Below are 19,755 nucleotides of genomic sequence, written 5' to 3'. Positions count from 1 at the left end.
GCCTTAGGGTTGAGCCGCCAGCAGCAAGGGAAAATGATGGGCGTTGGGGGCGTGCATCACCTGGATCCCCAGATTGGCGCGGTTGAGGAGATCGGCGTAGGTGGGGATGAAGCGGCCCTGGCTGTCCAGGATGGACTGGTTGAAGTTCAAGCCGTTCAAGTTAAAGGCCATTATGCCGATACCTATTGCCGCCGCCCAAATCCCCACTGTGGGCAGGGCCGCCATCCAGAAGTGGACGGAACGGCTGTTTCTCAGGCCCAGGCCGGGGAACCCCAGCCGCCCCAAGAACGCGTAGTGCCCGGCCAGGAAGTTGTAGGTGACTTCCTCCTGCCCGAAGCGGTAGCCGGCATTTTGTGACTCTTCTTCCGAGGTCTCGCGGATTAGGCTGGAGATCACCAGGGAGCCGTGCAGGGAGGCCAGCAGAGCGCCGCCAAAGACGCCGGCCACCCCCAGCCAGCTAGCAGGGTGCATGAGGATATTGTGCTCCGCCTGGAAAGCCAGCATGAAGTAGAAGGTGCCGGCGATCCCCAGGGGCAAGCCCTCCGAGAAACTGCCCTGGCCGATGGGGTAAACCAAGAGCACTGCCGTAGCCGCCGCCGCCGGAGCGGAAAACGCCACCGCAATCCAGGGACGCATGCCCAAGCGATAGCTCAGCTCCCATTGCCGGCCCAGATAGCACCACACCCCAATCAAAAAATGGAGCACGATCAGTTGGTAGGGGCCGCCGTTGTAGAGCCATTCATCCAAAGAAGCGGCTTCCCAAATGGGGTAGAAGTGCAGGCCAATGGCCGCTGAGGTGGGCACCACCGCCGCCGAGATGAGATTATTCCCCCCTATCAAAGAGCCGATCACCGGCTCGCGGATCCCATCCACATCCACCGGCGGAGCAGCAATAAAAGCGATTACAAAACAAAAGGCAGCCGCCAACAGCGTCGGGATCATCAACACGCCAAACCAGCCGATGTACAGCCGGTTTTCGGTGCTGGTTATCCATTGACAAAAGCCATTCCAACTCCAGAGCTGCCGCGCAGCCAAGGAGCGGCGAATTACCGTACTCATAGGCCAACTCCTAAAGAGACAAAACCATTCTTTGCTTTGTCGGCTTCCTTGAACGGGGCAAAACTCTTCCCGCGCCGACCGCCAAAAGCGTCTCCTTCTTTCAGGCTAGACAGTTTTAGGGACGCCGACAGGGATCCCTAACTTCCGCAACGGGAATGTGAAAAAAATGGATTTGTCGATACAAATCAGCACCGATATGTTGCAATTTGGAGGTCTTTGAGAGCTTCCCAGCGAAGGTCGGTCACTGGCAGTTGATGGCAGCCAAGCTTGAGCAGACGTTTCTTAAGGATGGGTTCAAGAAAGAGAAGTCGTTCAGGATCCGCTTTTTCTCCTGCCGGCAAGACCCTATGGGCTCTTCATGGGGCTTCCAGAAGTTTGCTTGGGGCATTCCTGGGTGGAAAAAAATCCTGCAAGCACTTCACCTGCAGGGATCCCGACTGCAAAGCACGGATGGCAGCCGCAGTGGCTTTGGCTCCTGCCAGGGTTGTCACCAGAGGGATCTTGTAAGCCAGGGCAGTGCGGCGGATCTTTTGGCCATCTTGCTGCGCCTCGACACCGGAAGGAGTGTTGATAATGAGCTGAATCTGATGGTTTTTGATGGCGTCGATGACGTGGGGCCGCCCCTCGTGCAGCTTGAGGACTTTGTCCACCGGGATCCCGTGTTCGGCTAAAACTTTTTGGGTTCCTTCGGTGGCCAACAGGCGAAAGCCCAGCCCCACAAACTCGCGGGCTACCGGGATGACCGCCTGTTTATCCCGGTCGCTGACGCTGATGAACACCGTCCCCTGGAGAGGTAGATTCTGCCCCGCCGCCAGTTGGGCTTTGGCGTAAGCGCGGCCAAAGTCCGTGTCAATGCCCATCACCTCACCGGTGGAGCGCATCTCCGGCCCCAGCAGCGTGTCGGTGCCGGGAAACTTGTGGAAGGGCAAAACCGCTTCTTTGACGGCAATGTGGGAGGGGATCACCTCCTGGGTAAAGCCCAGCTCTTCCAGAGTTTTGCCGCTCATCACTTGAGCGGCGTAGTCCGCCAGCGGATGGCCGATAGCCTTGCTGACGAAGGGTACGGTGCGAGAGGCGCGCGGGTTGGCCTCCAGGATATAGACCTGGCCTTTTTGGACGGCGTATTGCACGTTGATCAGGCCCACCACCTTCAGAGCTTGGGCCAACTTCACCGTCCACTCGCGGATCACCCGCAGCACCTCGGGGCTGAGGGTGCGGCTGGGCAATACACAGGCCGAATCGCCCGAGTGGATCCCGGCCTGCTCGATGTGCTCCAGAATGCCGCCGATGGTAACAGCGCCGGTGCGGTCGGCAATGGCATCCACATCCACCTCCACCGCCTCTTCCAGGAACTGATCCACCAGCACCGGACGATCCGGATCCACCGCCACCGCCAGTTGCATGTAGCGCTGCAGGTCTTGGTCGGAATAGACGATCTCCATGGCTCGTCCCCCCAAGACGTAGCTGGGCCGCACCACCACCGGATAGCCGATGCGGCGGGCAATTTCCAAGCTTTCTTCCACGCTGCGGGCAATGCCGTTGGCCGGTTGGCGAATATCCAACTCCCGCAAGATGCGCTCGAAGCGCCCCCGATCCTCAGCAATGTCGATGGAGTCGGGGGAAGTTCCCCAGATGGGAGCCTGGGCTGCCGCCAGCCCCTGCGCCAGCTTGAGCGGGGTTTGGCCGCCAAATTGCACGATCAGGCCGACCGGCTGCTCAGCATCCACCAAGTTCATCACCTCTTCATGGGTGAGCGGCTCAAAATAGAGGCGATCAGCGGTGTCGTAGTCGGTGGAAACGGTTTCCGGGTTGGAGTTGACCATGATCGCTTCGTAACCCAGGCGGCTGAGGGCAAAGGCAGCATGACAACAGCAGTAGTCGAATTCGATCCCCTGGCCGATGCGGTTGGGGCCACCTCCCAAGATCATCACCTTCTCTTTGCGGGCCGGGAAAATCTCCGACTCGCTCTCGTAGGTAGAGTACTGGTAGGGGGTAGCAGCCTCAAATTCGGCGGCGCAGGTATCTACAGTTTTGTAGGTGGGGATCACCCCCAGGCTTTTGCGGCAGGCCCGCACCTGATGTTCCGTGGATCCGGTTAGGTGGGCAATTTGTCGGTCGCTGAAGCCCATTTGCTTGAGGTGTCTCAAGTCGTCAGCGCTCAGGGATCCCAGCTCCCGCCCCTTGAGGGCCTGCTCCACCTCCACCAACTCCTGTAGCTTGTCGATAAACCAGGGATCGATGTGGGTGAGTTGGGCAATCTCCTGGGCAGAAAAGCCCATGAGCAGAGCGGTGCGGATGGTGAGCAGGCGGAAGGGGTTGGGGGTGCGCAGGTTGGCCCGCACTTCCTCCGGCTTGGGGAAAACCTCCGGCCTATCGCTGCCAAAACCGGGACGGTCGATTTCCAAAGAGCGCAGGGCCTTCTGGATGGATTCTTGAAAAGTGCGGCCAATGGCCATCGCCTCCCCCACCGATTTCATCTGGGTGGTGAGAACCGGCTCTGCGCCGGGGAATTTTTCAAAAGCAAAGCGAGGGATCTTGGTGACCACATAGTCGATGGTGGGCTCGAAGCTGGCCGGAGTTTTGCGGGTGATGTCGTTGGGGATCTCCGGCAGCGTGTAGCCCACTGCCAATTTGGCGGCAATTTTGGCGATGGGAAAGCCGGTGGCCTTGCTGGCCAAAGCAGAAGAGCGGGAGACCCGCGGGTTCATCTCGATCACCCGCACCTCGCCGTTGGCAGGGTTGACGGCAAATTGCACGTTGGATCCCCCGGTCTCTACGCCAATTTCGCGCATGATGGCGATGGCGTAGTCCCGCAGCCGCTGGTATTCTTTGTCGGTGAGGGTTTGGGCCGGGGCCACGGTGATGGAGTCGCCGGTGTGCACCCCCATCGGGTCCATGTTTTCTATGGAGCAGATGATCACCACGTTATCCGCCAGATCCCGCATCACCTCCAGCTCAAACTCCTTCCAGCCGATGACCGATTCTTCCACCAAGATTTGGGAAACGGGGCTGGCCTCCAAGCCGGCAGCGCAGATCTCTTCAAACTCCTCCTGGTTGTAAGCCACCCCACCACCGGTGCCCCCCAGGGTATAGGCCGGGCGGATGATGAGGGGATAGCCGATCTCCTGGGCAATCTGCTTGGCTTCTTCCAGGGTGTGGGCCAGGCCAGAGCGGGGCACGGCCAAGCCAATCCGCTGCATGGCTTGCTTGAAGAGATCCCGGTCTTCGGCTTTTTCAATGGCCTCCCGCTTGGCCCCAATCAACTCCACCCCGTACTGCTCCAGGATCCCTTGCTGGGCCAGTTGCACCGCCACGTTGAGGGCCGTCTGGCCGCCCATGGTGGGCAGCAAAGCATCAGGGCGCTCCCGCTCGATAATTTTGGCCACAAAGTCCACCGTCACCGGCTCGATGTAGGTGCGCTCCGCCATACTGGGATCCGTCATGATGGTGGCGGGGTTAGAGTTGACCAAAACGACCTCATAGCCCTCTTCCCGCAGGGCTTTGCAGGCTTGGGTGCCCGAGTAGTCGAATTCGCAGGCTTGGCCAATGACGATCGGCCCCGCTCCAATGAGCAAGATTTTGTGGATATCGGTGCGGCGCGGCATAGGGATCCCACCAGGTGGCAGAGTCAGCCTTCTATTGTAGAGGTCACCTGCAGGTCAAGTTGCTCATCGGGATCCCTCTTTTTTGAGTGTTGCGCTTTCAAAGGCTATGCACAGCAGGCAGAGCTTGGATCCCTGGCAGGCAGGAGTTCTCTGGGGCAACCCGCAAAAGGGCAGCTTCTTCATCAGTATCAATAGACGGGAAAACTTGAACTTTAGATGATATCAATGCTATCGTCGCAGCAAAGCCGCCCAGGGATCTGCCGATCGAGGAAACGCTCTATGGCCACGTTAATTGTTCGCAATGTTGACGAAGCCATTGTCAAAGCTCTCAAACAAAGGGCTAGTCGTCACGGCGTTAGTGCAGAGGCCGAACACCGCAAAATCCTAGAGCAAGTCTTACTCCAGCCTGCGAAACAGTCCTTTGCCGAAGTGCTCAGATCGATACCTAACGTTGGCAACGATTCAGACTTTGAGCGGGTGCAAGATAACACTGCCCATGACGTATTTGCTTGACACTAACGCTATCAGTGAGCTGCGCAAGCACAGTCAAACCAACTCCGGGGTTCAAGAATTTCTTCAAACTGCCATTGAGCAAGAGACCCGCCTCTACATTTAGTGTGACCACGCTAGGGTGATCACGCTGGGCGAACTCCGCCGAGGCGTTGAACTCATGCGCCATCGCGGCGATCATCTGCAAGCCAACCTTCTGGAGAGGTGGCTGCAAACGGTTGTCGATGACTATGCCGATCACATTCTTGATTTCACAATTACCGAAGCCCAGGTATGGGGAAGCCTGTGCGTACCTCACTCTCAAAATGCGATTGACAAACAACTGGCTGCTACAGCCTTGGTTTACGGACTTACCCTGGTTACTCGCAATGTCCGTGATTTTGCCGGGACAGGGGTACCTCTCATTAACCCATTTAGACCCTCATAACAAGCCGCGGTAGCGAATAAAGATCAAAACTGCCGCCCAGGATCCCAGCGCCACTTTGATCGCCACCAGAATATTGAGAATCGGGATCCAGCCGCCGCTAAACAGAGCTCCCAACTCCCCTCTGGGCAATTCCCAGCCGGCCAGAGCCACCACGGCCACCCCGATAAACGTCACCACCGACAGCTTCTCCCACATCGCAGCCCGCCACCGTTTGTAGATGGCCTCCATCCAGGTGGAAGAGGCGGTGATCGCCACCAAGCCAATGGCCGTCCCCCCCGCCACCCCGGCAGCAAAGCCTCCGCCCGGCGTCAGGTGCCCTCGAATGGCAAGCTCCACCGCGATCAAAGCCGAAATGGTGGCTCCCACTCGCGCCAACACAATCGAGGGAATATCGGTAAATTGAGCTACATTGGCTGTCGGCTGCTCATCCGCCAGCAGGTATTGGGCGCCCAAAATCGCCGTGGAAAACACCACCACTTCAAAGACCGTATCGTAGAGGCGGTTGCGCAGAATGAGACCCGTCACCGCGTTGGGCACACCGCTTTCGCTGGCCAGAATCTCCACTGCCTCGACTAAAGCTACGCCCGCTGCGCGATTGGGGGACACGGATCCCACCTCGCCCACGATGAGCTGTAGGGCTGCCAGCAACACCGCTATCCCGTACACCCACTTCATGTCGCCATCACCTCAGTGGCCAGAGCTTGCTGCGCCAAAATGGCCTGCAGGCGGGGCACGCGTGTAACCAGGCGATACTCTGCTGCTTCTCCACCGGGCTCAAGGGCAATGGTGTGTACCTCCCGGCTGCGAAGAGCAGCCACCAACGCCTCTGAACTCCCATAGGCGGTCAACTCCAAGCGCATGTGGTACCGCTGTAGCCCTTGGCGCATCTGCTGTAACAACTGCCGTGCTGCTGAGGTACTGGCCTCCAGCACAGGGCTGCCTTCGAGAACGCCCAGGCGCATGCTCAGCGAAGAGCGCACCGCAATGGCGTAGAGGGTAATAGAAAGCATGGTGCCCACCAGTGCCTCGGTCAGGGCCACATCCGCCGCCCCAAACAGCGCATAGATCAGGGCGGCAATCGTCCCCAGGATCCCTCGCATTACCAAGGCGTGGTAGGGATTGGTCTGAGTCACCACCAAGCTTGCCGTCAGGGGCAGGAGTAACGCCATCACCAGCAACAGGGTCTCTTCCATCCTGCCCTCCTATAGGGACTTGCGCTGCGAGCAAAACGCCAGCACATAGCCCAGAATGGTATTCCAAATAGCCAGGGAGATCAGTGCCAACACCAACAGGGGCCATTCCCGTGGGATCCGCAACAGCAGCCCCAGCATGATGCTCATAGAGCCCAGGGTGTCCGACACCGAAAGGCCGTGCAGCTTAAATAAAATCGAGCGATCCCCAAGGAGCGGCGCCGTTCCCCACAGCCAAAACAGCACACCAATCCCAAACAACAGATAGCTCAGACCTTCCACCCAGACTTCCATACCTACCCCCAGGGCCTTTCTAAAGCATTTCCAGCCGTTTCAGTACATGAGCCAAGAGCATTAAGGCCGCATTGCCCACCGACAAAATCAAAACCCCCACAATCCCGATCATCCAATCATCCCGCACCACCGACACCACCAAAATCAGGATGGCCGTCTTTGTGGCCAAGCTGGCAAAGGCGAGCATCGTCTGCCAAATATCTTCCTTCAGCCAAGCGGCATACAGGGGCAAGCACAGCGTTAGGGTCAGGAGAAACAGCAGTAGGTTCACACGTCCTCCCGCGGCTTGAGCACATGGACTTCATAAGTGCCTTGGGCATTGCAATTGAGCACGATGGTTTTGGGCGTGAAGGTAATTAAAAAGATATCCAGAAACACCAGCCCTGCTGAACGGTTGGGCAGGGTTTGTTTGTATACAACTTCCTCAACAGTGTGGGGCTTGAGGATCATCTCGAAGGCTTCCCAGTAGGCTCTTGGGATGGCGAGAAGAATTTCCTGGAGCACTCGCCCCCAATCCCGCCATTGCACCGGTGCGGAAGCCTGGCGCGGCAGCAGCAACGTTGCCGCCACCCCGATGGCCACATTGTCCCAGCTCAGATTGCCCGTCAGCAGAAACCAAATCAAGAGGCGCAGGCCGATCTCCAATAGACCCAACTCAGGGTAGCGTCCCATAGTTCCCCACAGCTAACAGAGCCCAAACCAGCACCAACACTATGCTCAAGCCGCCCACCACTGCTTCCAGCCCTTCGTTCACCGACCCTCCCTTCAAAGGGATCCGCTCCCAAAACCAGCCTAGGGGGATCCCAACGCCTAGGCTCAGCAGGGCTTTGAGAAGATTGTCAGCGCCATAGGCCGCCGGTAGCCAGCCCCAGAGCAAGCCCCCACCCCAAAGCACCAGTGCCACTTTATCTTGCCAAGGAGTTGCAGAGGTGGTTGCCCCCTTCATTCGAGAAACAGGTGCCCGCAGCACTCGCACGCCTAAACAAGTGGTGCCGACGGTAACCCCCACCAGCAGCCACTCGTGCCAGGGATCCAGAGCAGATAAGCTGAGGGCCTTGGCTGCATACCCCAAGCTGCCGGGCACTCCCGCCAGGGAAGCCGACCCCAAGAGCAACATGGGCCACCGCCAGCGATGGCTCACGCTCGTTCCAACAAACAACAGGGGCTTCGCCAACCCATGGGCAAGGCCATACAAACCCGCCCACTGAGGGGCAGCAATCACAAATCCCATCTGCGATACCGAGCTCCAGGCGAGAAGGTGCTGGGGCGTGCTCGCCATCAGGGCCAGTAGGATCCCGAAAACGGCTGAACCAGCGCTCAAGTAGGGCAACCCCTGGGCCAAGACCGGCGAAGCCTCGCTGCAGCGCACCAAAGCCATGGCTCCTGCTTTGGTCGTAAAACCGCTGAGCACCGCCGCAACAACGGGATCCGCGGTAACGTAGGTGAGGGGCAGCCACAGGCCGGCAACGAAGATCGCCCCCTTGGCCAAAAGACCCACAGCAATCAGCGCCAAGGCCGTGGGGTCGGCCATAGTTAAACTGCTCATCGCCAGGGATCCCGTGCGCACATAGACCAGGATTGCGCCCATCAGGTAGAAGAGCATGGCCACATTGCTCATGAAAAGGTAGCGCAGCCCCACCCAGAGCTGGCGATCGCGGTGCGGAGCATTTTCTTCCACTGTGGGTTGGCCCTCAGCCCGCCGCCCATAGGTCAGCAGCAAAAACACGCCGATGCTGAGCACCTCCAGGGAAACGTAGACGCTGATCAGGTCGGCACTGATGACGACAGCATTGGCGCTACCGTGGACGATCAGCAACTGCATGGCCAGAAAGCGGCTGCCCGCAAAGCGTCTATCCAAATACAGGGCCACTCCTAGCGTGACCAGGCCGTGGGCCAAGAGCATCGCTGCTCCATTGGCATCGATCCGCAGCGTCACCCCGAAGTGATCCAAAAGCTGCAGCTCCAAGGGCGCAGCGGTTGTGCCGGGCAAGCCCCCCTGCTGCACCGCATAGGCCACCGTCAGCGCGGCCATCCCCACCAAGCTGGGACGGGTCAGGGCCGGCATCAAGTAGGTTGTGAAGGCCAGCAGAAAGGGCAATGCCACCCACACCAGCGTCAGCTCAGTCATCGGTAGAAGTGCTCTGCGCCCCTGACGCGACTGCCTGTTCGATGCTCTCGACTTCGAGGGTGGGATGATTGCGGGACAGCTTCATCACCCCCACCAACATCAAGGCTTGTACCGATAGGCCAATGACGATGGCCGTGAGGATGATCCCCTGAGGCACCGGGTCGGCATAGTCCAGCTCGCGCCAGGGTTTGTAGATGGGGGTGAACACACCGCTCCGGGCTGCCCAGATCACGAAGAAGGCGATGACCCCGGTGCTCATAACATCCATAGATAGGATCTTCATAATGAGGTTGCGCTTGACCACGACTCCCCAGAAGCCAAGGAAGATCGTGAGGAGGACGGCGGCATTTAACATAGACACCTCGCTTGCTGCGCTCGAGCTATCTGGTCGCTCAGTCGTTCTAAGGCTACGCCCGCTACGTGACCAGTATCCAGCTTCCGCAGTCACAGCAGCCAGATAGCCTGTGGCCGGCTGCAACGCTGCCGGGATCCCCATCTCCCCAGCAAGACCGGGATCCCGAAGTAGAAAGAGTTGCAGCTCCCAATGGGCAACTTGCTGCGACTTCTTGCCAGCTCTGGGGCTTGGTGGGATCCTGGTCATACACCTCTCATGCCAAGGTCGGAATTGATGGCCGCTGTCCGCAATTGATGGCCGCTGTCCGCAGTTTAAGTTGTTTTTAATGGCCTTGGCGGAACCGACTTCTGGATGCTGAAGATAAGGTGTTGGAGAAGGGGGTTGTAAAAGCCGTGATGCTGCCGGTGGCGGAAGCAGAAGCCCTGATTTTGCAGGCGGTTCAGCCGCTGGGCCCAGAGTGGGTGGAGCTGGGATCCGCCCAAGGCCGCGTTCTCAGCCAAACTGTGTATAGCCCCCAGGATTTTCCGGCCCATCCCACCTCCAGTATGGATGGCTATGCCGTGCGCCATGAAGATGTGCAAGCGGGGATCCCTTGTGAGCTGCAGGTGATTGAGACTCTCCCCGCCGGAAAGGCACCCACCCGAGAGCTCCAGCCTGGACAAGCGGTGCGTCTCTACACCGGCTCCCTCTTGCCCAGCGGTGCGGACACCGTGGTGATGCAGGAATACACGCAGCAACCTTCGCCAGGAACCGTTCGCCTCTTGCAGCGTCCGCAGCGGGGCCAATTTGTCCGGCCTCAGGGAGACTTTGCCCGCCAGGGGGATCCCCTCCTGCCGGCAGGGCAGGCTTTGGGCGGAGCGGAGCTAGCCGTTTTGGCCGCCATCCGACAGGCGATGGTGCCGGTGTTTCGTCAGCCTCGGGTGGCCCTGTTCTCGACAGGGGATGAGTTGGTGCCCATCCAGCAGGTGCCGGAGCCGGGGCAGGTTGTGGATTCCAACCAGTACGGCTTAGCGGCTCTGGTCAAGGCAGCGGGTGGGATCCCGATCCAGTTGGGCATCGTGCCGGATCGGCCCCAGGTGTTGCGGCAGGTCGTCCAGCAGGCCCTGGCCTCTGCCGATGGGGTGATCTCTTCTGGAGGGGTATCGGTGGGGGATTTTGACCTGGTGGAAAAGGTGCTGGAGGAGTTGGGAGGCGAGATTTTCATCCGCAGCGTGGCCATCAAGCCGGGCAAACCCCTGACGGTGGCTCGTTTTCCCAATCCCCACGGCCCCCCCAAGCTCTACTTTGGCCTGCCGGGCAACCCTGCCTCTGCCCTGGTGACCTTCTGGCGCTTTTTGCACCCGGCCCTGCGAAAAATGGGCGGATCCCTGCCCCCCTACTGGCAGATCCTCTCCGCCTTCAGCGCTGTGGATCTGCATGCCGACGGTCGGCGGGAACACTACCTCTGGGGACGGCTGCAGGTCAGGCCTGAGGGGATCCAATTTCAGCCCGCCGCCAACCTCAATTCCGGCAATCTCATCAGTCTGGCCGGCTGTAATGCCTTGGCTGTGCTGCCAGTAGGGACAACCCAGATCCCTGCTGGTTCGCCCGTTCAGGTGCTGCAACTGCCCTGAAGATCCCTGGCCCTCCTCTCGCTGCTGCTGGAATAGCCGCCATAGTCAATCCAAATAACAATGAGACGCTAGCCAGTACAACAGTTCCGTCTGCAACAGCGGACCGCAGGCCTTATCACTTCATCCACAGAAGTTCCTCTATCAGCATGCATCCTTGCCCTCTTGAGAGCACTAAAGTCACCCTCAATCTCATTCAAGTCTGGCGAGGGCCTCAGCAAAAAACCACCTCCTGCCCTGCCGCTTTCATCAAATCCTTTATCCTTCCCTTCCGTTCGCCGAGCAGGCCCTAGGCCTTTGAATCGGCCCATTGCCCAGAGTCAATACAGATGTCCTCTCCAAACTCGGCATTTAGTGTCCCTCAAATTCTTCCGCATTCGAGCTACTTGAAAAAGCGTCGGGGCTATCAAACCCCCTCTCTCCTTCCTCCTACCGGCTACTCAGCTCTCTCTCTTCCCATAAACTTTCTCCCCTCTCTTTGGCCAAGCATAAAACAGGTGCGTATCTCCCCAAACCCTGTCTCGTCATTCTCTCATCATTCGCGTCAGCGGTGCAGAGCCCATTGTAAGCTAAACTCTCACTTCCATACTTCTGAACCAACTCCCTCAAGACCCTAGAGTCGTTGATTCTCTCTTGGATTCTCTCTTGCCAATCCCGCTCTCGGTGCCTTAACTCTTTTTTTTCGCGTTGTTTTCATCTTCCTAAGAGCATAGTAAATAGCGCTGGGATGGACGCCAAACCTCTGGGCTCTATCCTTCAGTCGAGCTTCTGGGTACTGTTCTACGTCTTGCTGCAGAGCGACCAAGTCTATCTTTCGCTTCCGAGTCTTGACTTTTGTCGGCCTCAGGTCTTCTCGGTTCAGCCAGCGATAAACCGTTGCACGACTGACTTTGTACATCTGTGCAGCTGCAGTGGGGCTGCCCCCTTCCTGGACATACCCTACGACTCTCTCTCTCAGGTCTAAGCTGTAGGTCATGAAGCTTCCTCCTGAGGTCTACCCCCACGTCATCTTGCCTTTAACACCGTCTCATTGTCAACTGAATTGACTACAACTACACAGACCTGCTTTGTGGTCATTTCAAATGGCACCTGTCTTGCCTTTTGTCTGCCGTCGTCGAGAGAGGGGGCAGCGGCACAGAGGACTAGGTCGTGTTGATCTTATGTTAGGATAGAGAGAATAGTTTATAGAGGAAAGAGGATGAAGTTGGTTTTTTTAGATGAAAACAAATGGCAGAAGATATTGGCTTTTTTACAGACAGAAGAGAGAGTTAACATTGGGAAAGAAGCAAACTGCAAACAGTTTATTGAAGCAGTTCTTTGGATAGCCCGTTCCGGTGCTCCTTGGCGCTACCTCCCAGAAGGATATGGCAAATGGTACACCATCTATCAAAGATTCCACCGGTGGAGTCGTTTTGGAGTGTGGGAACGGATGTTCAAGTATTTTATTGACGACCCTGATTTAGAGCATCTCATTATTGATTCAACCATGGTTCGAGCGCACTCCTGTGCTGCCGGAAAAAAGGGGAGCAAGCTTTGGGGAGAAGCCGAGGGGGATACAGCACCAAGATTCATGTGAGTGTAGATGGGTTGGGAAATCCGCTGGAATTGAGAATAACTGGCGGAGAAAAGAGCGATATTACTCAAGGGGAAGAATTGATAGAGGGCTGGCAGAGAAAGGATACCAAAGTAATTGGGGATAAAGGATATGATGCGGATAAGTTGATTGAGAAGATAGGGGAAGCTCAAGCGGTTATTCCGCCTAAAAGGAATAGAAAGACGCAGCGGCATTATGACAAGCATCTGTATAAAGAGAGGCATTTAATCGAATGCTTTTTTCATAAGTTAAAGCAGTACCGGCATCTATTTTCTCGTTTTGACAAATTGGCCAGGAACTTCTTGAGTTTTCTCTATCTCGTCAGTGCTCTCTTTTGGCTCAAATGAAAGATCAACACAACCTAGGAAGGAGGGGGGAGACCGTCTCGAACAGACCTAGAGTAGGCCTGCTGCACCGCCTGGTAGCGCCGTTTGAACGCCTGCTGCTGCACCTTGTGATCCACAATGGGATCCGGATAGCCACAACTTCGCCGTTCCCGCAAAGCCCAGGCTCCCTTGGGGTCATCTCCCACCCACAGCAGAGCCGGCGTATCCAGCCGTGCCAGCTCCGGCAGATAGCGACGGATGTACTCTCCTTCCGGGTCATAGCGGGCTGCTTGCGTGGCCGGGTTGAAAATGCGCAGGGGCTTGGGATCCGTGCCCACACTGGCGCTCCACTGCCAACCGCCGTTATTGGCCGCCAGATCCCCATCCACCAGCTTTTGCATAAAGTAGCGTTCCCCCCAGCGCCAATCGATAAGCAGATCCTTGGTCAGGAAGCTGGCCACAATCATGCGGCAGCGGTTGTGCATCCAGCCAGTTTCGTTCAGTTGGCGCATGGCCGCATCCACGATGGGGTAGCCCGTCTGACCGGTGCACCAGGCCTGAAACCAGTCCTGCCGATTGTCCCACTCCAGGGCGTCGAAGGCTCGTCGATAGGCTCCGGTTTCCACGTGGGGCCAGTGGGCCAAGACATGCTTGTAAAACTCTCGCCAGCACAGCTCCTGCCGCCAAGTTTGCAAGCTGCTTTCGGCCTCTTGGCTGCGCACCTCGGCTTCCACCTCCCGCGTGGCTTGCCACACCTGGCGAATGCCGATCGTTCCCCAGCACAAGTGGGGGCTCAGTAGAGAAGTGCCCGGCTCAGCCGGGAAGTTGCGGGCTCGCTCGTAGTCCAAAATGCGCAAACCCTGACAAAAGTCTTCCAAAAGGGCCTGAGCTGCTGCTTCCCCCGCTGCTGGGATCCGCTGGTCGCAGACAAAGCCCAAATCTGCCAAAGTGGGCAGAGGCTGCGCCTTCAGACCGGACACCGGTTGTAGCCCTTTGGGAATCGGGTAGGGATCCGGCTTGGGCAAGCTCGCCCACCTGCGCCAGAAGGGAGTGAAGACCGAATAGGGCTCCCCCGCCTGGGTCAACACTTCCCCCGGCCCGTGCAGCAGCATGTCTTGGTAGGAGAAGGACTGGATCCCGGCTGCGGCCAAACTGGCCTGCACTCGACTCTCTTGCTGTAGGGCGAACGGCTCCCCATCGGCATTCCAAAACACGGCCCTGGCTCCCAGGTCTATGGCCAAGCACCGCAACTCCACCGAGGGATCCCCCAGCCGCCAGATCAGTGGGATCCCCATCTGGGCGTAGCGCTCTTGGAGCTCTTGCAAAGCCTGAAGCAAAAAGGCCACCCTAGCTGGGGCCATGTCCGACCGTCTCAGCATCTGCGGGTCGAAAATGAAGACAGGCACCACCTGGGAGCTGCGCTGGGCTGCCTCATGCAGGGCTGTGTTGTCCCCTAACCGCAGATCGCGACGATGCCAAAGCAAAACGGGGGAAGTCATAGGCTGCCAAGCAATGGGATCCCATCTTGGCTGGTTGCCACCGTCCCTTTCAACTCACTCCCCCCAAGGCTGGGAGCCGGGGCGGCCAGAAGCTACATTCTAAAGAACCTTGAAGAACCCTATCAAAGCTCTAGACTGTCGAACACCCGACTGGGACAATAGCGGCAGCGCTCCTCTGGCTTTTGCTGGCCATCGCTGTATCCCATCGCGTAAGCTGTATCCCCCAACATCACCACCAGCTGAGTCAGCTTCAGGGAAAGCAACGGGTCAAGCGGCTCCGTCACATTCAGCATGAACTGCTCAATGGAGCGCCGCAGCGCCTCTGGCGTCTTGATCATCACGTCTCCATCCATCCATCGATGGCTTTAGGTATTCATACTCAAGGCAAGATGGACATGGACTCAGGATAAAGGTGGAAGGAAGAGATGCTCGTAGCATTGGCTACTGTTCTTGGGATCGAGCCGGCAAGGGCTGAGCTCCACACCAGCCAGAGCAGGCTTGCGGATGATGTTAGCCTAGGTATCCAAAAATGGCGACAGCGCGACGGGTGGCACGGGTAGCAGAGCTGATCAAACGAGAGGTCAGCCAAATCCTGCTCTCGGAGATCAAAGATGACCGGGTTGGGGCAGGGATGGTCAGCATTGTGGATGTCGAGGTTTCCAATGACCTGCAAAACGCCCGCATCTTCGTCAGCATTTATGGGGATGAGACAGCTCAACACCAAGCTATGGAAGGGCTAGCAGCGGCCACACCCTTTGTGCGGCGGGAAATCGGCCAGCGCCTCAGCCTGCGACGGGTGCCAACGGTGGTGTTTTTGCAGGATCGCTCTTTGGAGCGGGGATCCCGCGTTTTGGCTCTGCTTAACCAACTGAGACCGACCTTTGAGGCCAAGGCCCAGACTGGGGTTGAGGAACCGCTAGAGAACACCGCCGAGGGCGAAGAAAACCCATCGGGCGGTGAATAATTGCACCGATGGCTAAGCAGACCAGATAGAGAGGCCTTTGCTTTGCAGCAATGCGGACAACATCCAAGAAAAGTTTTTGACGTTCGCGTAAGCGGGCCGGAGGCCCTGAAGTTCTTGGATTTGTTAGGCTTAAGGGAGCCATACAGCCCTTCTTCTGGTCATCCATCTGTACAGGACTCAATGTCTGCGGCACACTTGCGCAAACCAGAGCGCTCTGCTCCAAAGGGCAGCGGCGTTGTTGTGGTCAACCTGCGAAAGGGCTGTAAGGTTGCTGTCCATGCCTTTCCTGCCTTTTCATGGATGTTCAAAGCCCACTGCAACCGGATCCCTCTCTAGGGGGTGCTACTCCACTCCAAGCTCTGCAGGCCCTAAACCAGAGTGTTGCCGAAGCTTTGGTTTCCTGCTTGAAAGGGCAACCCCAACAGGCCACTCAGCACCTTTTGCTGGCTCTGCCGCAGCTCATGGCGGCTCTGGGGGCCTTGAGGCAAAAATCTTCCCTTCGCGTGAGCGGGCCGGAGGTCTTGGCCGAGCCTGCAGGCTGCCCTTCAGAAGCCCAGCCCAAGCGCATCCTTCACATCGAAGGCAACCGCGTGGAAGTGTGGGTGGATAACCAAATTCGCAGCAGTTGGAGCATTTGGTCGGTGGGAGATCTCAAGGAAGTCTGTCGGCTGGCAGAAGAGTTCGACTGTGGCCTCAGCTATTCTCTAGGAGGAAACTCAGAGTCTCAGTCGGAGATGCTGCTGTTGCCCTCCAATTCTGATGATTTGTCCGACCGGCTCTCCAACCCCGTTCACGTAAGCGGGCCGGAGGCCCCAGGCTCTGCCGCCTAGGTTGTGTTGATCTTTCATTTGAGCCAAAAGAGAGCACTGACGAGATAGAGAAAACTCAAGAAGTTCCTGGCCAATTTGTCAAAACGAGAAAATAGATGCCGGTACTGCTTTAACTTATGAAAAAAGCATTCGATTAAATGCCTCTCTTTATACAGATGCTTGTCATAATGCCGCTGCGTCTTTCTATTCCTTTTAGGCGGAATAACCGCTTGAGCTTCCCCTATCTTCTCAATCAACTTATCCGCATCATATCCTTTATCCCCAATTACTTTGGTATCCTTTCTCTGCCAGCCCTCTATCAATTCTTCCCCTTGAGTAATATCGCTCTTTTCTCCGCCAGTTATTCTCAATTCCAGCGGATTTCCCAACCCATCTACACTCACATGAATCTTGGTGCTGTATCCGCCTCGGCTTCTCCCCAAAGCTTGCTCCCCTTTTTTCCGGCAGCACAGGAGTGCGCTCGAACCATGGTTGAATCAATAATGAGATGCTCTAAATCAGGGTCGTCAATAAAATACTTGAACATCCGTTCCCACACTCCAAAACGACTCCACCGGTGGAATCTTTGATAGATGGTGTACCATTTGCCATATCCTTCTGGGAGGTAGCGCCAAGGAGCACCGGAACGGGCTATCCAAAGAACTGCTTCAATAAACTGCTTGCAGTTTGCTTCTTTCCCAATGTTAACTCTCTCTTCTGTCTGTAAAAAAGCCAATATCTTCTGCCATTTGTTTTCATCTAAAAAAACCAACTTCATCCTCTTTCCTCTATAAATTATTCCCTCTATCCTAACATAAGATCAACACGACCTAGCACCCCCAGCTTCGGTTGCTGCTTTTGCTGTTCAAATCCCCATGGCAGAACCCCAACGGCTACAGAAGCTCTTGGCTCAGCAGGGATTGGCCTCGCGTCGCCAGGTGGAAGCCTGGATCCTGGCCGGGCGCGTTCGGGTCAATGGGAAGGTGGTCACTGAGCTGGGCTCCAAAGCCGACCCAGAGCGGGATTGCATCGAGGTGAATGGGCAAGTGATCCCTTTGGCCAAGGATCCGGCGCGCTATGTTTTGCTCCTGCACAAGCCAGTGGGGGTTTTGTCAACCTGTGCAGATCCTTGGGGACGCAAGACGGTGCTGGATCTGCTCCCCCCATCTTGGAAACGGCAAACCCGCCTCTACCCGGTGGGCCGGCTGGATGCGGACAGCAGTGGCGCTTTGCTGCTCACCAATGATGGCGACTTGACCTTGAAGCTGACCCATCCGCGCTATCATCTGCCCAAAACCTACCGGGTACAGGTACAAGGGCATCCGAGTCAGGCCACTCTGCAACATTGGCGAGACGGAGTAGACTTAGAGGGGTACACCACTCTGCCGGCGGAGGTGGAGTTTTGTCCTGCCCCGGATTTCCGGCAAAGGGAGCATCCCAATTGCTCCTGGCTGAGGGTGGTGTTGTTTGAGGGACGCAACCGGCAAATTCGGCGGGTGGCGGAGCGTCTTGGGCATCCGGTGCTCAGCTTACATCGGGAGGCCATTGGCCCACTGGGCTTGGGCAACCTGAAAGCAGGCCAGTTCCGCCAGTTGGATCCCCATGAGCTCCAAGCTTTGCTGGCCCCTCTCACCGGGCACAGCAGCTCATCCTCGCTCGGGAAGCGCCCTCTAAGGCCTCCGGCCCGCTCACGCGATTAGCTCGTCAGAGCCTCTAACTGAGTGCAAACTCTCACAGTAGCCTCCTTTCTTCCGCAGGTGGCCAAATGATGCAAGAGCCAGCACACTCTTTAGAAGCCCTGGGATCCCTGTTGCGGCAAACACGGGAGGCACGGGGACTGACGTTGACAGAAGTAGCTAACGATACCTTCATTCGCTGCCAATATCTGCAGGCGCTGGAGGAAGCTGACTTGAGCCGGTTACCGGAGCCGGTGTATGTGCAAGGGTTTCTCAAGCGCTATGCCGACTATTTGGGGTTGGATGGCGAAACCCTCTCTCGGCGTGCTTCTCCGCTTTTATCGGCCAAAACGCCCCACGCGCCAGCTCCTCTTGCCGTTGTCGGCCAGCAACCTACCTTTGCCCTGCGTCCTCTCCACCTTTGGGCCGCTTATGTGGTGCTGATTGTGCTGACGGTGGGGGGATTGTCGGCTCTTTTGGAAGGCACAGGCAATCCCTTTGGGCGTTGGCTGGTGAGCCTGTCAACGGTCAGTCGGGAGGGATCCGGCCAGCAACCGCCTGCTGCCAACTCCCCGGATCCCACTCTGTCGGCAGTTCAGCCCACGGCCCGCCAACTGTTTCCCACCCTCGACCAATGGACGCGCATTCAGGGCGTCTTCCCCGAGGTCTTGGATGCTCACTCAGGGGGGGCGGGGCGCAAGCCGGTGCGTCTGGATATTCGCGTTGTGGAGCGCCCTTCCTGGTTGCGGGTCATCGCCGATGGGCAAACGGTTTTTGAGGCCACCTTACAGCCAGGGGCCGAGTTGAATTGGGAAGCGGAGCAGTCAATCGTGTTGCGTACCGGCAATGCGGGCGGTGTGTTGGTGACCTTTAACGACCGGGAGCTTGGAGTGATGGGCCGATTTGGGGAAGTGAAAGAGCTGATGTTCGAGCCGGGGTTGGATATTCAGTCGCTGCAGTAGGAACCCAGCCAAATGATCATCCCGTTGCGCTTGGCGTTATCGGCGGCAGAGTAGGAGCAATCTCCCACCCTTGGGAGCCAAGCTGCTGCAGCAGGTGCCGGACTTTGTCGATGTCTTTATCGCCTGGCCGACGTTCCACACCACTGGAGAGGTCGATGCCGCTTGGCTGCAGGTGGCTGAGCGCCTGCAGAACATTGTCCGGGTTCAGACCACCGGCCAGTAGCCAAGGCAAGGGCAGAGCCCGCTCACGCGAAAGGCGAGCAAGTTCTGGCCAATTCAGGGTTCGCCCCGTTCCCCCCGCCTGTTGGGGGTGATAAGCATCCAAAAGCAGCATCTCCACACAGTCTCGGTAGAGATTGGCCACTTCCAGATCTTGCGGCTGGCGGACGCGCAGGGCCTTGATGCGGCGGATCCCGGGAAGCCATTCCCCCAATTGCTGACAATCCTGCGGGGATTCTTGGCCATGCAACTGGACAGCCGTGAGGCCCACCGTTTCCACCCAGGCGGCGATGGCGCGGGGATCCTGATCCAGGAAGACCCCCACCTTTTCCACAGGGCCGGGCAGGGATCCCACCCAACGAGCCATTTCCGAGAGGGGCAAATAGCGGGGGGTATTGGGCACCGCGATGAACCCAAGGGCACTCACCCCCAGCGCGGCGATGGCCTCCGCCTGATCCTGACGGGTGATGCCGCAGATTTTGACAAACAACCGGCCCATTGGGAGCACCACCAAAACAATTGGCTGCT

Annotated in this window: 21 protein-coding genes and 2 pseudogenes; 9 read left to right on the top strand and 14 right to left on the bottom strand. The window is 57.6% G+C overall.

Annotation, left to right across the window (positions count from 1 at the left end):
* Positions 1-3 precede the first annotated feature (3 nt).
* Both psbA and carB read right to left on the bottom strand, forming a co-directional pair.
* A complete protein-coding gene (gene psbA / locus CYB_RS01035) occupies positions 4-1,059 on the bottom strand; it encodes a photosystem II q(b) protein (RefSeq protein WP_011431883.1) in 1,056 nt (351 codons plus the stop codon).
* A gap of 356 nt (positions 1,060-1,415) precedes the next feature.
* Positions 1,416-4,664 carry a carbamoyl-phosphate synthase large subunit gene (carB, locus tag CYB_RS01030; protein WP_011431882.1) on the bottom strand — a complete coding sequence of 1,083 codons (3,249 nt, stop codon included), beginning with the start codon at positions 4,662-4,664 and terminating at the stop codon, positions 1,416-1,418.
* Positions 4,665-4,943: 279 nt separating this feature from the next.
* Between carB and CYB_RS14235 the strand changes: the two genes are divergently transcribed.
* Complete coding sequence (locus CYB_RS14235) at positions 4,944-5,177, top strand: FitA-like ribbon-helix-helix domain-containing protein (RefSeq protein WP_071818136.1); 234 nt, start codon at positions 4,944-4,946, stop codon at positions 5,175-5,177.
* A gap of 157 nt (positions 5,178-5,334) precedes the next feature.
* Entirely contained in the window at positions 5,335-5,601 is a 267-nt protein-coding gene (locus tag CYB_RS15300; protein ID WP_238376844.1) for a hypothetical protein, read from the top strand.
* Here CYB_RS15300 and CYB_RS01020 read toward each other — a convergent pair.
* From CYB_RS01020 to CYB_RS00990, 7 genes are read right to left on the bottom strand one after another with little or no spacing between them, the layout of a single operon-like run.
* The gene (locus tag CYB_RS01020) at positions 5,596-6,276 is read right to left on the bottom strand and encodes a Na(+)/H(+) antiporter subunit B (RefSeq protein WP_011431881.1); all 681 of its coding nucleotides are present in this window, start codon (positions 6,274-6,276) and stop codon (positions 5,596-5,598) included. The two genes, CYB_RS15300 and CYB_RS01020, sit on opposite strands and share 6 nt — an antisense overlap.
* A complete protein-coding gene (locus CYB_RS01015) occupies positions 6,273-6,794 on the bottom strand; it encodes a DUF4040 domain-containing protein (RefSeq protein WP_011431880.1) in 522 nt (173 codons plus the stop codon). Before CYB_RS01015 ends, CYB_RS01020 begins: the two co-directional genes overlap by 4 nt.
* A 9-nt stretch (positions 6,795-6,803) precedes the next feature.
* Positions 6,804-7,085 (bottom strand): monovalent cation/H(+) antiporter subunit G, encoded by a 282-nt coding sequence (locus tag CYB_RS01010; RefSeq protein ID WP_011431879.1) that lies wholly within the window; start codon positions 7,083-7,085, stop codon positions 6,804-6,806.
* A 19-nt stretch (positions 7,086-7,104) separates the two neighbouring features.
* On the bottom strand, positions 7,105-7,356 hold the full coding sequence (locus CYB_RS01005) for a hypothetical protein (protein ID WP_011431878.1): 252 nt from the start codon (positions 7,354-7,356) through the stop codon (positions 7,105-7,107).
* On the bottom strand, positions 7,353-7,757 hold the full coding sequence (locus CYB_RS01000; RefSeq protein ID WP_041436089.1) for a Na+/H+ antiporter subunit E: 405 nt from the start codon (positions 7,755-7,757) through the stop codon (positions 7,353-7,355). Before CYB_RS01000 ends, CYB_RS01005 begins: the two co-directional genes overlap by 4 nt.
* Entirely contained in the window at positions 7,741-9,213 is a 1,473-nt protein-coding gene (locus CYB_RS00995) for a cation:proton antiporter (protein ID WP_011431876.1), read from the bottom strand. The genes CYB_RS01000 and CYB_RS00995 overlap by 17 nt, the downstream gene beginning before the upstream one ends.
* Positions 9,206-9,568, bottom strand: a complete 363-nt coding sequence (locus CYB_RS00990) for a cation:proton antiporter subunit C (protein ID WP_011431875.1) — start codon at positions 9,566-9,568, stop codon at positions 9,206-9,208. The genes CYB_RS00995 and CYB_RS00990 overlap by 8 nt, the downstream gene beginning before the upstream one ends.
* Positions 9,569-9,933: 365 nt before the next feature.
* On the opposite strand from CYB_RS00990, the gene glp reads away from it, so the two are divergent.
* Positions 9,934-11,181, top strand: coding sequence for a molybdopterin molybdotransferase MoeA (gene glp, locus CYB_RS00985; protein ID WP_238376843.1), 1,248 nt, complete (start codon positions 9,934-9,936; stop codon positions 11,179-11,181).
* Between the two features lie 68 nt (positions 11,182-11,249).
* Here glp and CYB_RS00980 read toward each other — a convergent pair.
* Positions 11,250-12,154: pseudogene (locus CYB_RS00980) on the bottom strand (IS630 transposase-related protein).
* Between the two features lie 222 nt (positions 12,155-12,376).
* Between CYB_RS00980 and CYB_RS14465 the strand changes: the two are divergent.
* A protein-coding gene (locus CYB_RS14465) for an IS5-like element ISSoc13 family transposase (RefSeq protein ID WP_076611515.1) occupies positions 12,377-13,119 on the top strand; the annotation gives its coding sequence in 2 pieces (ribosomal slippage) (positions 12,377-12,695 and positions 12,695-13,119; 744 coding nt in all).
* A 14-nt stretch (positions 13,120-13,133) separates the two neighbouring features.
* Here the strand turns inward: CYB_RS14465 and CYB_RS00965 are convergent.
* Both CYB_RS00965 and CYB_RS00960 read right to left on the bottom strand, forming a co-directional pair.
* Positions 13,134-14,597 (bottom strand): cryptochrome/photolyase family protein, encoded by a 1,464-nt coding sequence (locus CYB_RS00965; protein WP_011431873.1) that lies wholly within the window; start codon positions 14,595-14,597, stop codon positions 13,134-13,136.
* Positions 14,598-14,719: 122 nt separating this feature from the next.
* Positions 14,720-14,935 (bottom strand): hypothetical protein, encoded by a 216-nt coding sequence (locus CYB_RS00960; protein ID WP_238376842.1) that lies wholly within the window; start codon positions 14,933-14,935, stop codon positions 14,720-14,722.
* Between the two features lie 191 nt (positions 14,936-15,126).
* Between CYB_RS00960 and rbfA the strand changes: the two genes are divergently transcribed.
* Together rbfA and CYB_RS00950 are read left to right on the top strand one after the other, a co-directional pair.
* Positions 15,127-15,561, top strand: a complete 435-nt coding sequence (gene rbfA, locus CYB_RS00955) for a 30S ribosome-binding factor RbfA (protein ID WP_011431871.1) — start codon at positions 15,127-15,129, stop codon at positions 15,559-15,561.
* Positions 15,562-15,857: 296 nt separating this feature from the next.
* Positions 15,858-16,391, top strand: a complete 534-nt coding sequence (locus CYB_RS00950; protein WP_011431870.1) for a hypothetical protein — start codon at positions 15,858-15,860, stop codon at positions 16,389-16,391.
* Between the two features lie 14 nt (positions 16,392-16,405).
* On the opposite strand, the gene CYB_RS14460 is transcribed toward CYB_RS00950, so the two are convergent.
* Positions 16,406-17,148, bottom strand: a protein-coding gene (locus tag CYB_RS14460) for an IS5-like element ISSoc13 family transposase (protein ID WP_076611515.1) whose coding sequence is annotated in 2 segments (ribosomal slippage) — positions 16,406-16,830 and positions 16,830-17,148 — 744 coding nt in all. Because the reading frame shifts where the segments join, the coding sequence is not laid out codon by codon here.
* Between the two features lie 97 nt (positions 17,149-17,245).
* Here CYB_RS14460 and CYB_RS00935 point away from each other — a divergent pair.
* From CYB_RS00935 to CYB_RS15595, 3 genes and pseudogenes are all read left to right on the top strand, one after another.
* A complete protein-coding gene (locus CYB_RS00935; protein WP_011431867.1) occupies positions 17,246-18,070 on the top strand; it encodes a pseudouridine synthase in 825 nt (274 codons plus the stop codon).
* Positions 18,071-18,135: 65 nt separating this feature from the next.
* Positions 18,136-18,348: pseudogene (locus tag CYB_RS15600) on the top strand (helix-turn-helix domain-containing protein); the annotation flags it as partial.
* 132 nt (positions 18,349-18,480) lie between these two features.
* Positions 18,481-19,008 carry a DUF4115 domain-containing protein gene (locus CYB_RS15595; protein WP_369791766.1) on the top strand — a complete coding sequence of 176 codons (528 nt, stop codon included), beginning with the start codon at positions 18,481-18,483 and terminating at the stop codon, positions 19,006-19,008.
* 16 nt (positions 19,009-19,024) lie between these two features.
* On the opposite strand, the gene CYB_RS00925 is transcribed toward CYB_RS15595, so the two are convergent.
* Positions 19,025-19,726, bottom strand: a complete 702-nt coding sequence (locus tag CYB_RS00925) for a phosphoribosylanthranilate isomerase (RefSeq protein ID WP_011431865.1) — start codon at positions 19,724-19,726, stop codon at positions 19,025-19,027.
* Between the last annotated feature and the right edge of the window lie 29 nt (positions 19,727-19,755).

Source organism: Synechococcus sp. JA-2-3B'a(2-13), from assembly GCF_000013225.1.
Classification (GTDB): domain Bacteria; phylum Cyanobacteriota; class Cyanobacteriia; order Thermostichales; family Thermostichaceae; genus Thermostichus.
This window is presented reverse-complemented; position numbering and strand designations above follow the sequence as displayed.

What these genes read in the sequence shown, in the direction of transcription:
- CYB_RS00925 (WP_011431865.1), bottom strand. Translation starts at nt 19,726, where the DNA reads ATGGGCCGGTTGTTTGTCAAAATCTGCGGCATCACCCGTCAGGATCAG.
- CYB_RS01020 (WP_011431881.1), bottom strand. Translation starts at nt 6,276, where the DNA reads ATGAAGTGGGTGTACGGGATAGCGGTGTTGCTGGCAGCCCTACAGCTC.
- CYB_RS00995 (WP_011431876.1), bottom strand. Translation starts at nt 9,213, where the DNA reads ATGACTGAGCTGACGCTGGTGTGGGTGGCATTGCCCTTTCTGCTGGCC.
- carB (WP_011431882.1), bottom strand. Translation starts at nt 4,664, where the DNA reads ATGCCGCGCCGCACCGATATCCACAAAATCTTGCTCATTGGAGCGGGG.
- CYB_RS00950 (WP_011431870.1), top strand. Translation starts at nt 15,858, where the DNA reads ATGGATGTTCAAAGCCCACTGCAACCGGATCCCTCTCTAGGGGGTGCT.
- CYB_RS00960 (WP_238376842.1), bottom strand. Translation starts at nt 14,935, where the DNA reads ATGATCAAGACGCCAGAGGCGCTGCGGCGCTCCATTGAGCAGTTCATG.
- CYB_RS00935 (WP_011431867.1), top strand. Translation starts at nt 17,246, where the DNA reads ATGGCAGAACCCCAACGGCTACAGAAGCTCTTGGCTCAGCAGGGATTG.
- CYB_RS00965 (WP_011431873.1), bottom strand. Translation starts at nt 14,597, where the DNA reads ATGACTTCCCCCGTTTTGCTTTGGCATCGTCGCGATCTGCGGTTAGGG.
- CYB_RS01015 (WP_011431880.1), bottom strand. Translation starts at nt 6,794, where the DNA reads ATGGAAGAGACCCTGTTGCTGGTGATGGCGTTACTCCTGCCCCTGACG.
- CYB_RS01010 (WP_011431879.1), bottom strand. Translation starts at nt 7,085, where the DNA reads ATGGAAGTCTGGGTGGAAGGTCTGAGCTATCTGTTGTTTGGGATTGGT.
- rbfA (WP_011431871.1), top strand. Translation starts at nt 15,127, where the DNA reads ATGGCGACAGCGCGACGGGTGGCACGGGTAGCAGAGCTGATCAAACGA.
- psbA (WP_011431883.1), bottom strand. Translation starts at nt 1,059, where the DNA reads ATGAGTACGGTAATTCGCCGCTCCTTGGCTGCGCGGCAGCTCTGGAGT.
- CYB_RS15300 (WP_238376844.1), top strand. Translation starts at nt 5,335, where the DNA reads ATGCGCCATCGCGGCGATCATCTGCAAGCCAACCTTCTGGAGAGGTGG.
- CYB_RS01000 (WP_041436089.1), bottom strand. Translation starts at nt 7,757, where the DNA reads ATGGGACGCTACCCTGAGTTGGGTCTATTGGAGATCGGCCTGCGCCTC.
- CYB_RS00990 (WP_011431875.1), bottom strand. Translation starts at nt 9,568, where the DNA reads ATGTTAAATGCCGCCGTCCTCCTCACGATCTTCCTTGGCTTCTGGGGA.
- CYB_RS14235 (WP_071818136.1), top strand. Translation starts at nt 4,944, where the DNA reads ATGGCCACGTTAATTGTTCGCAATGTTGACGAAGCCATTGTCAAAGCT.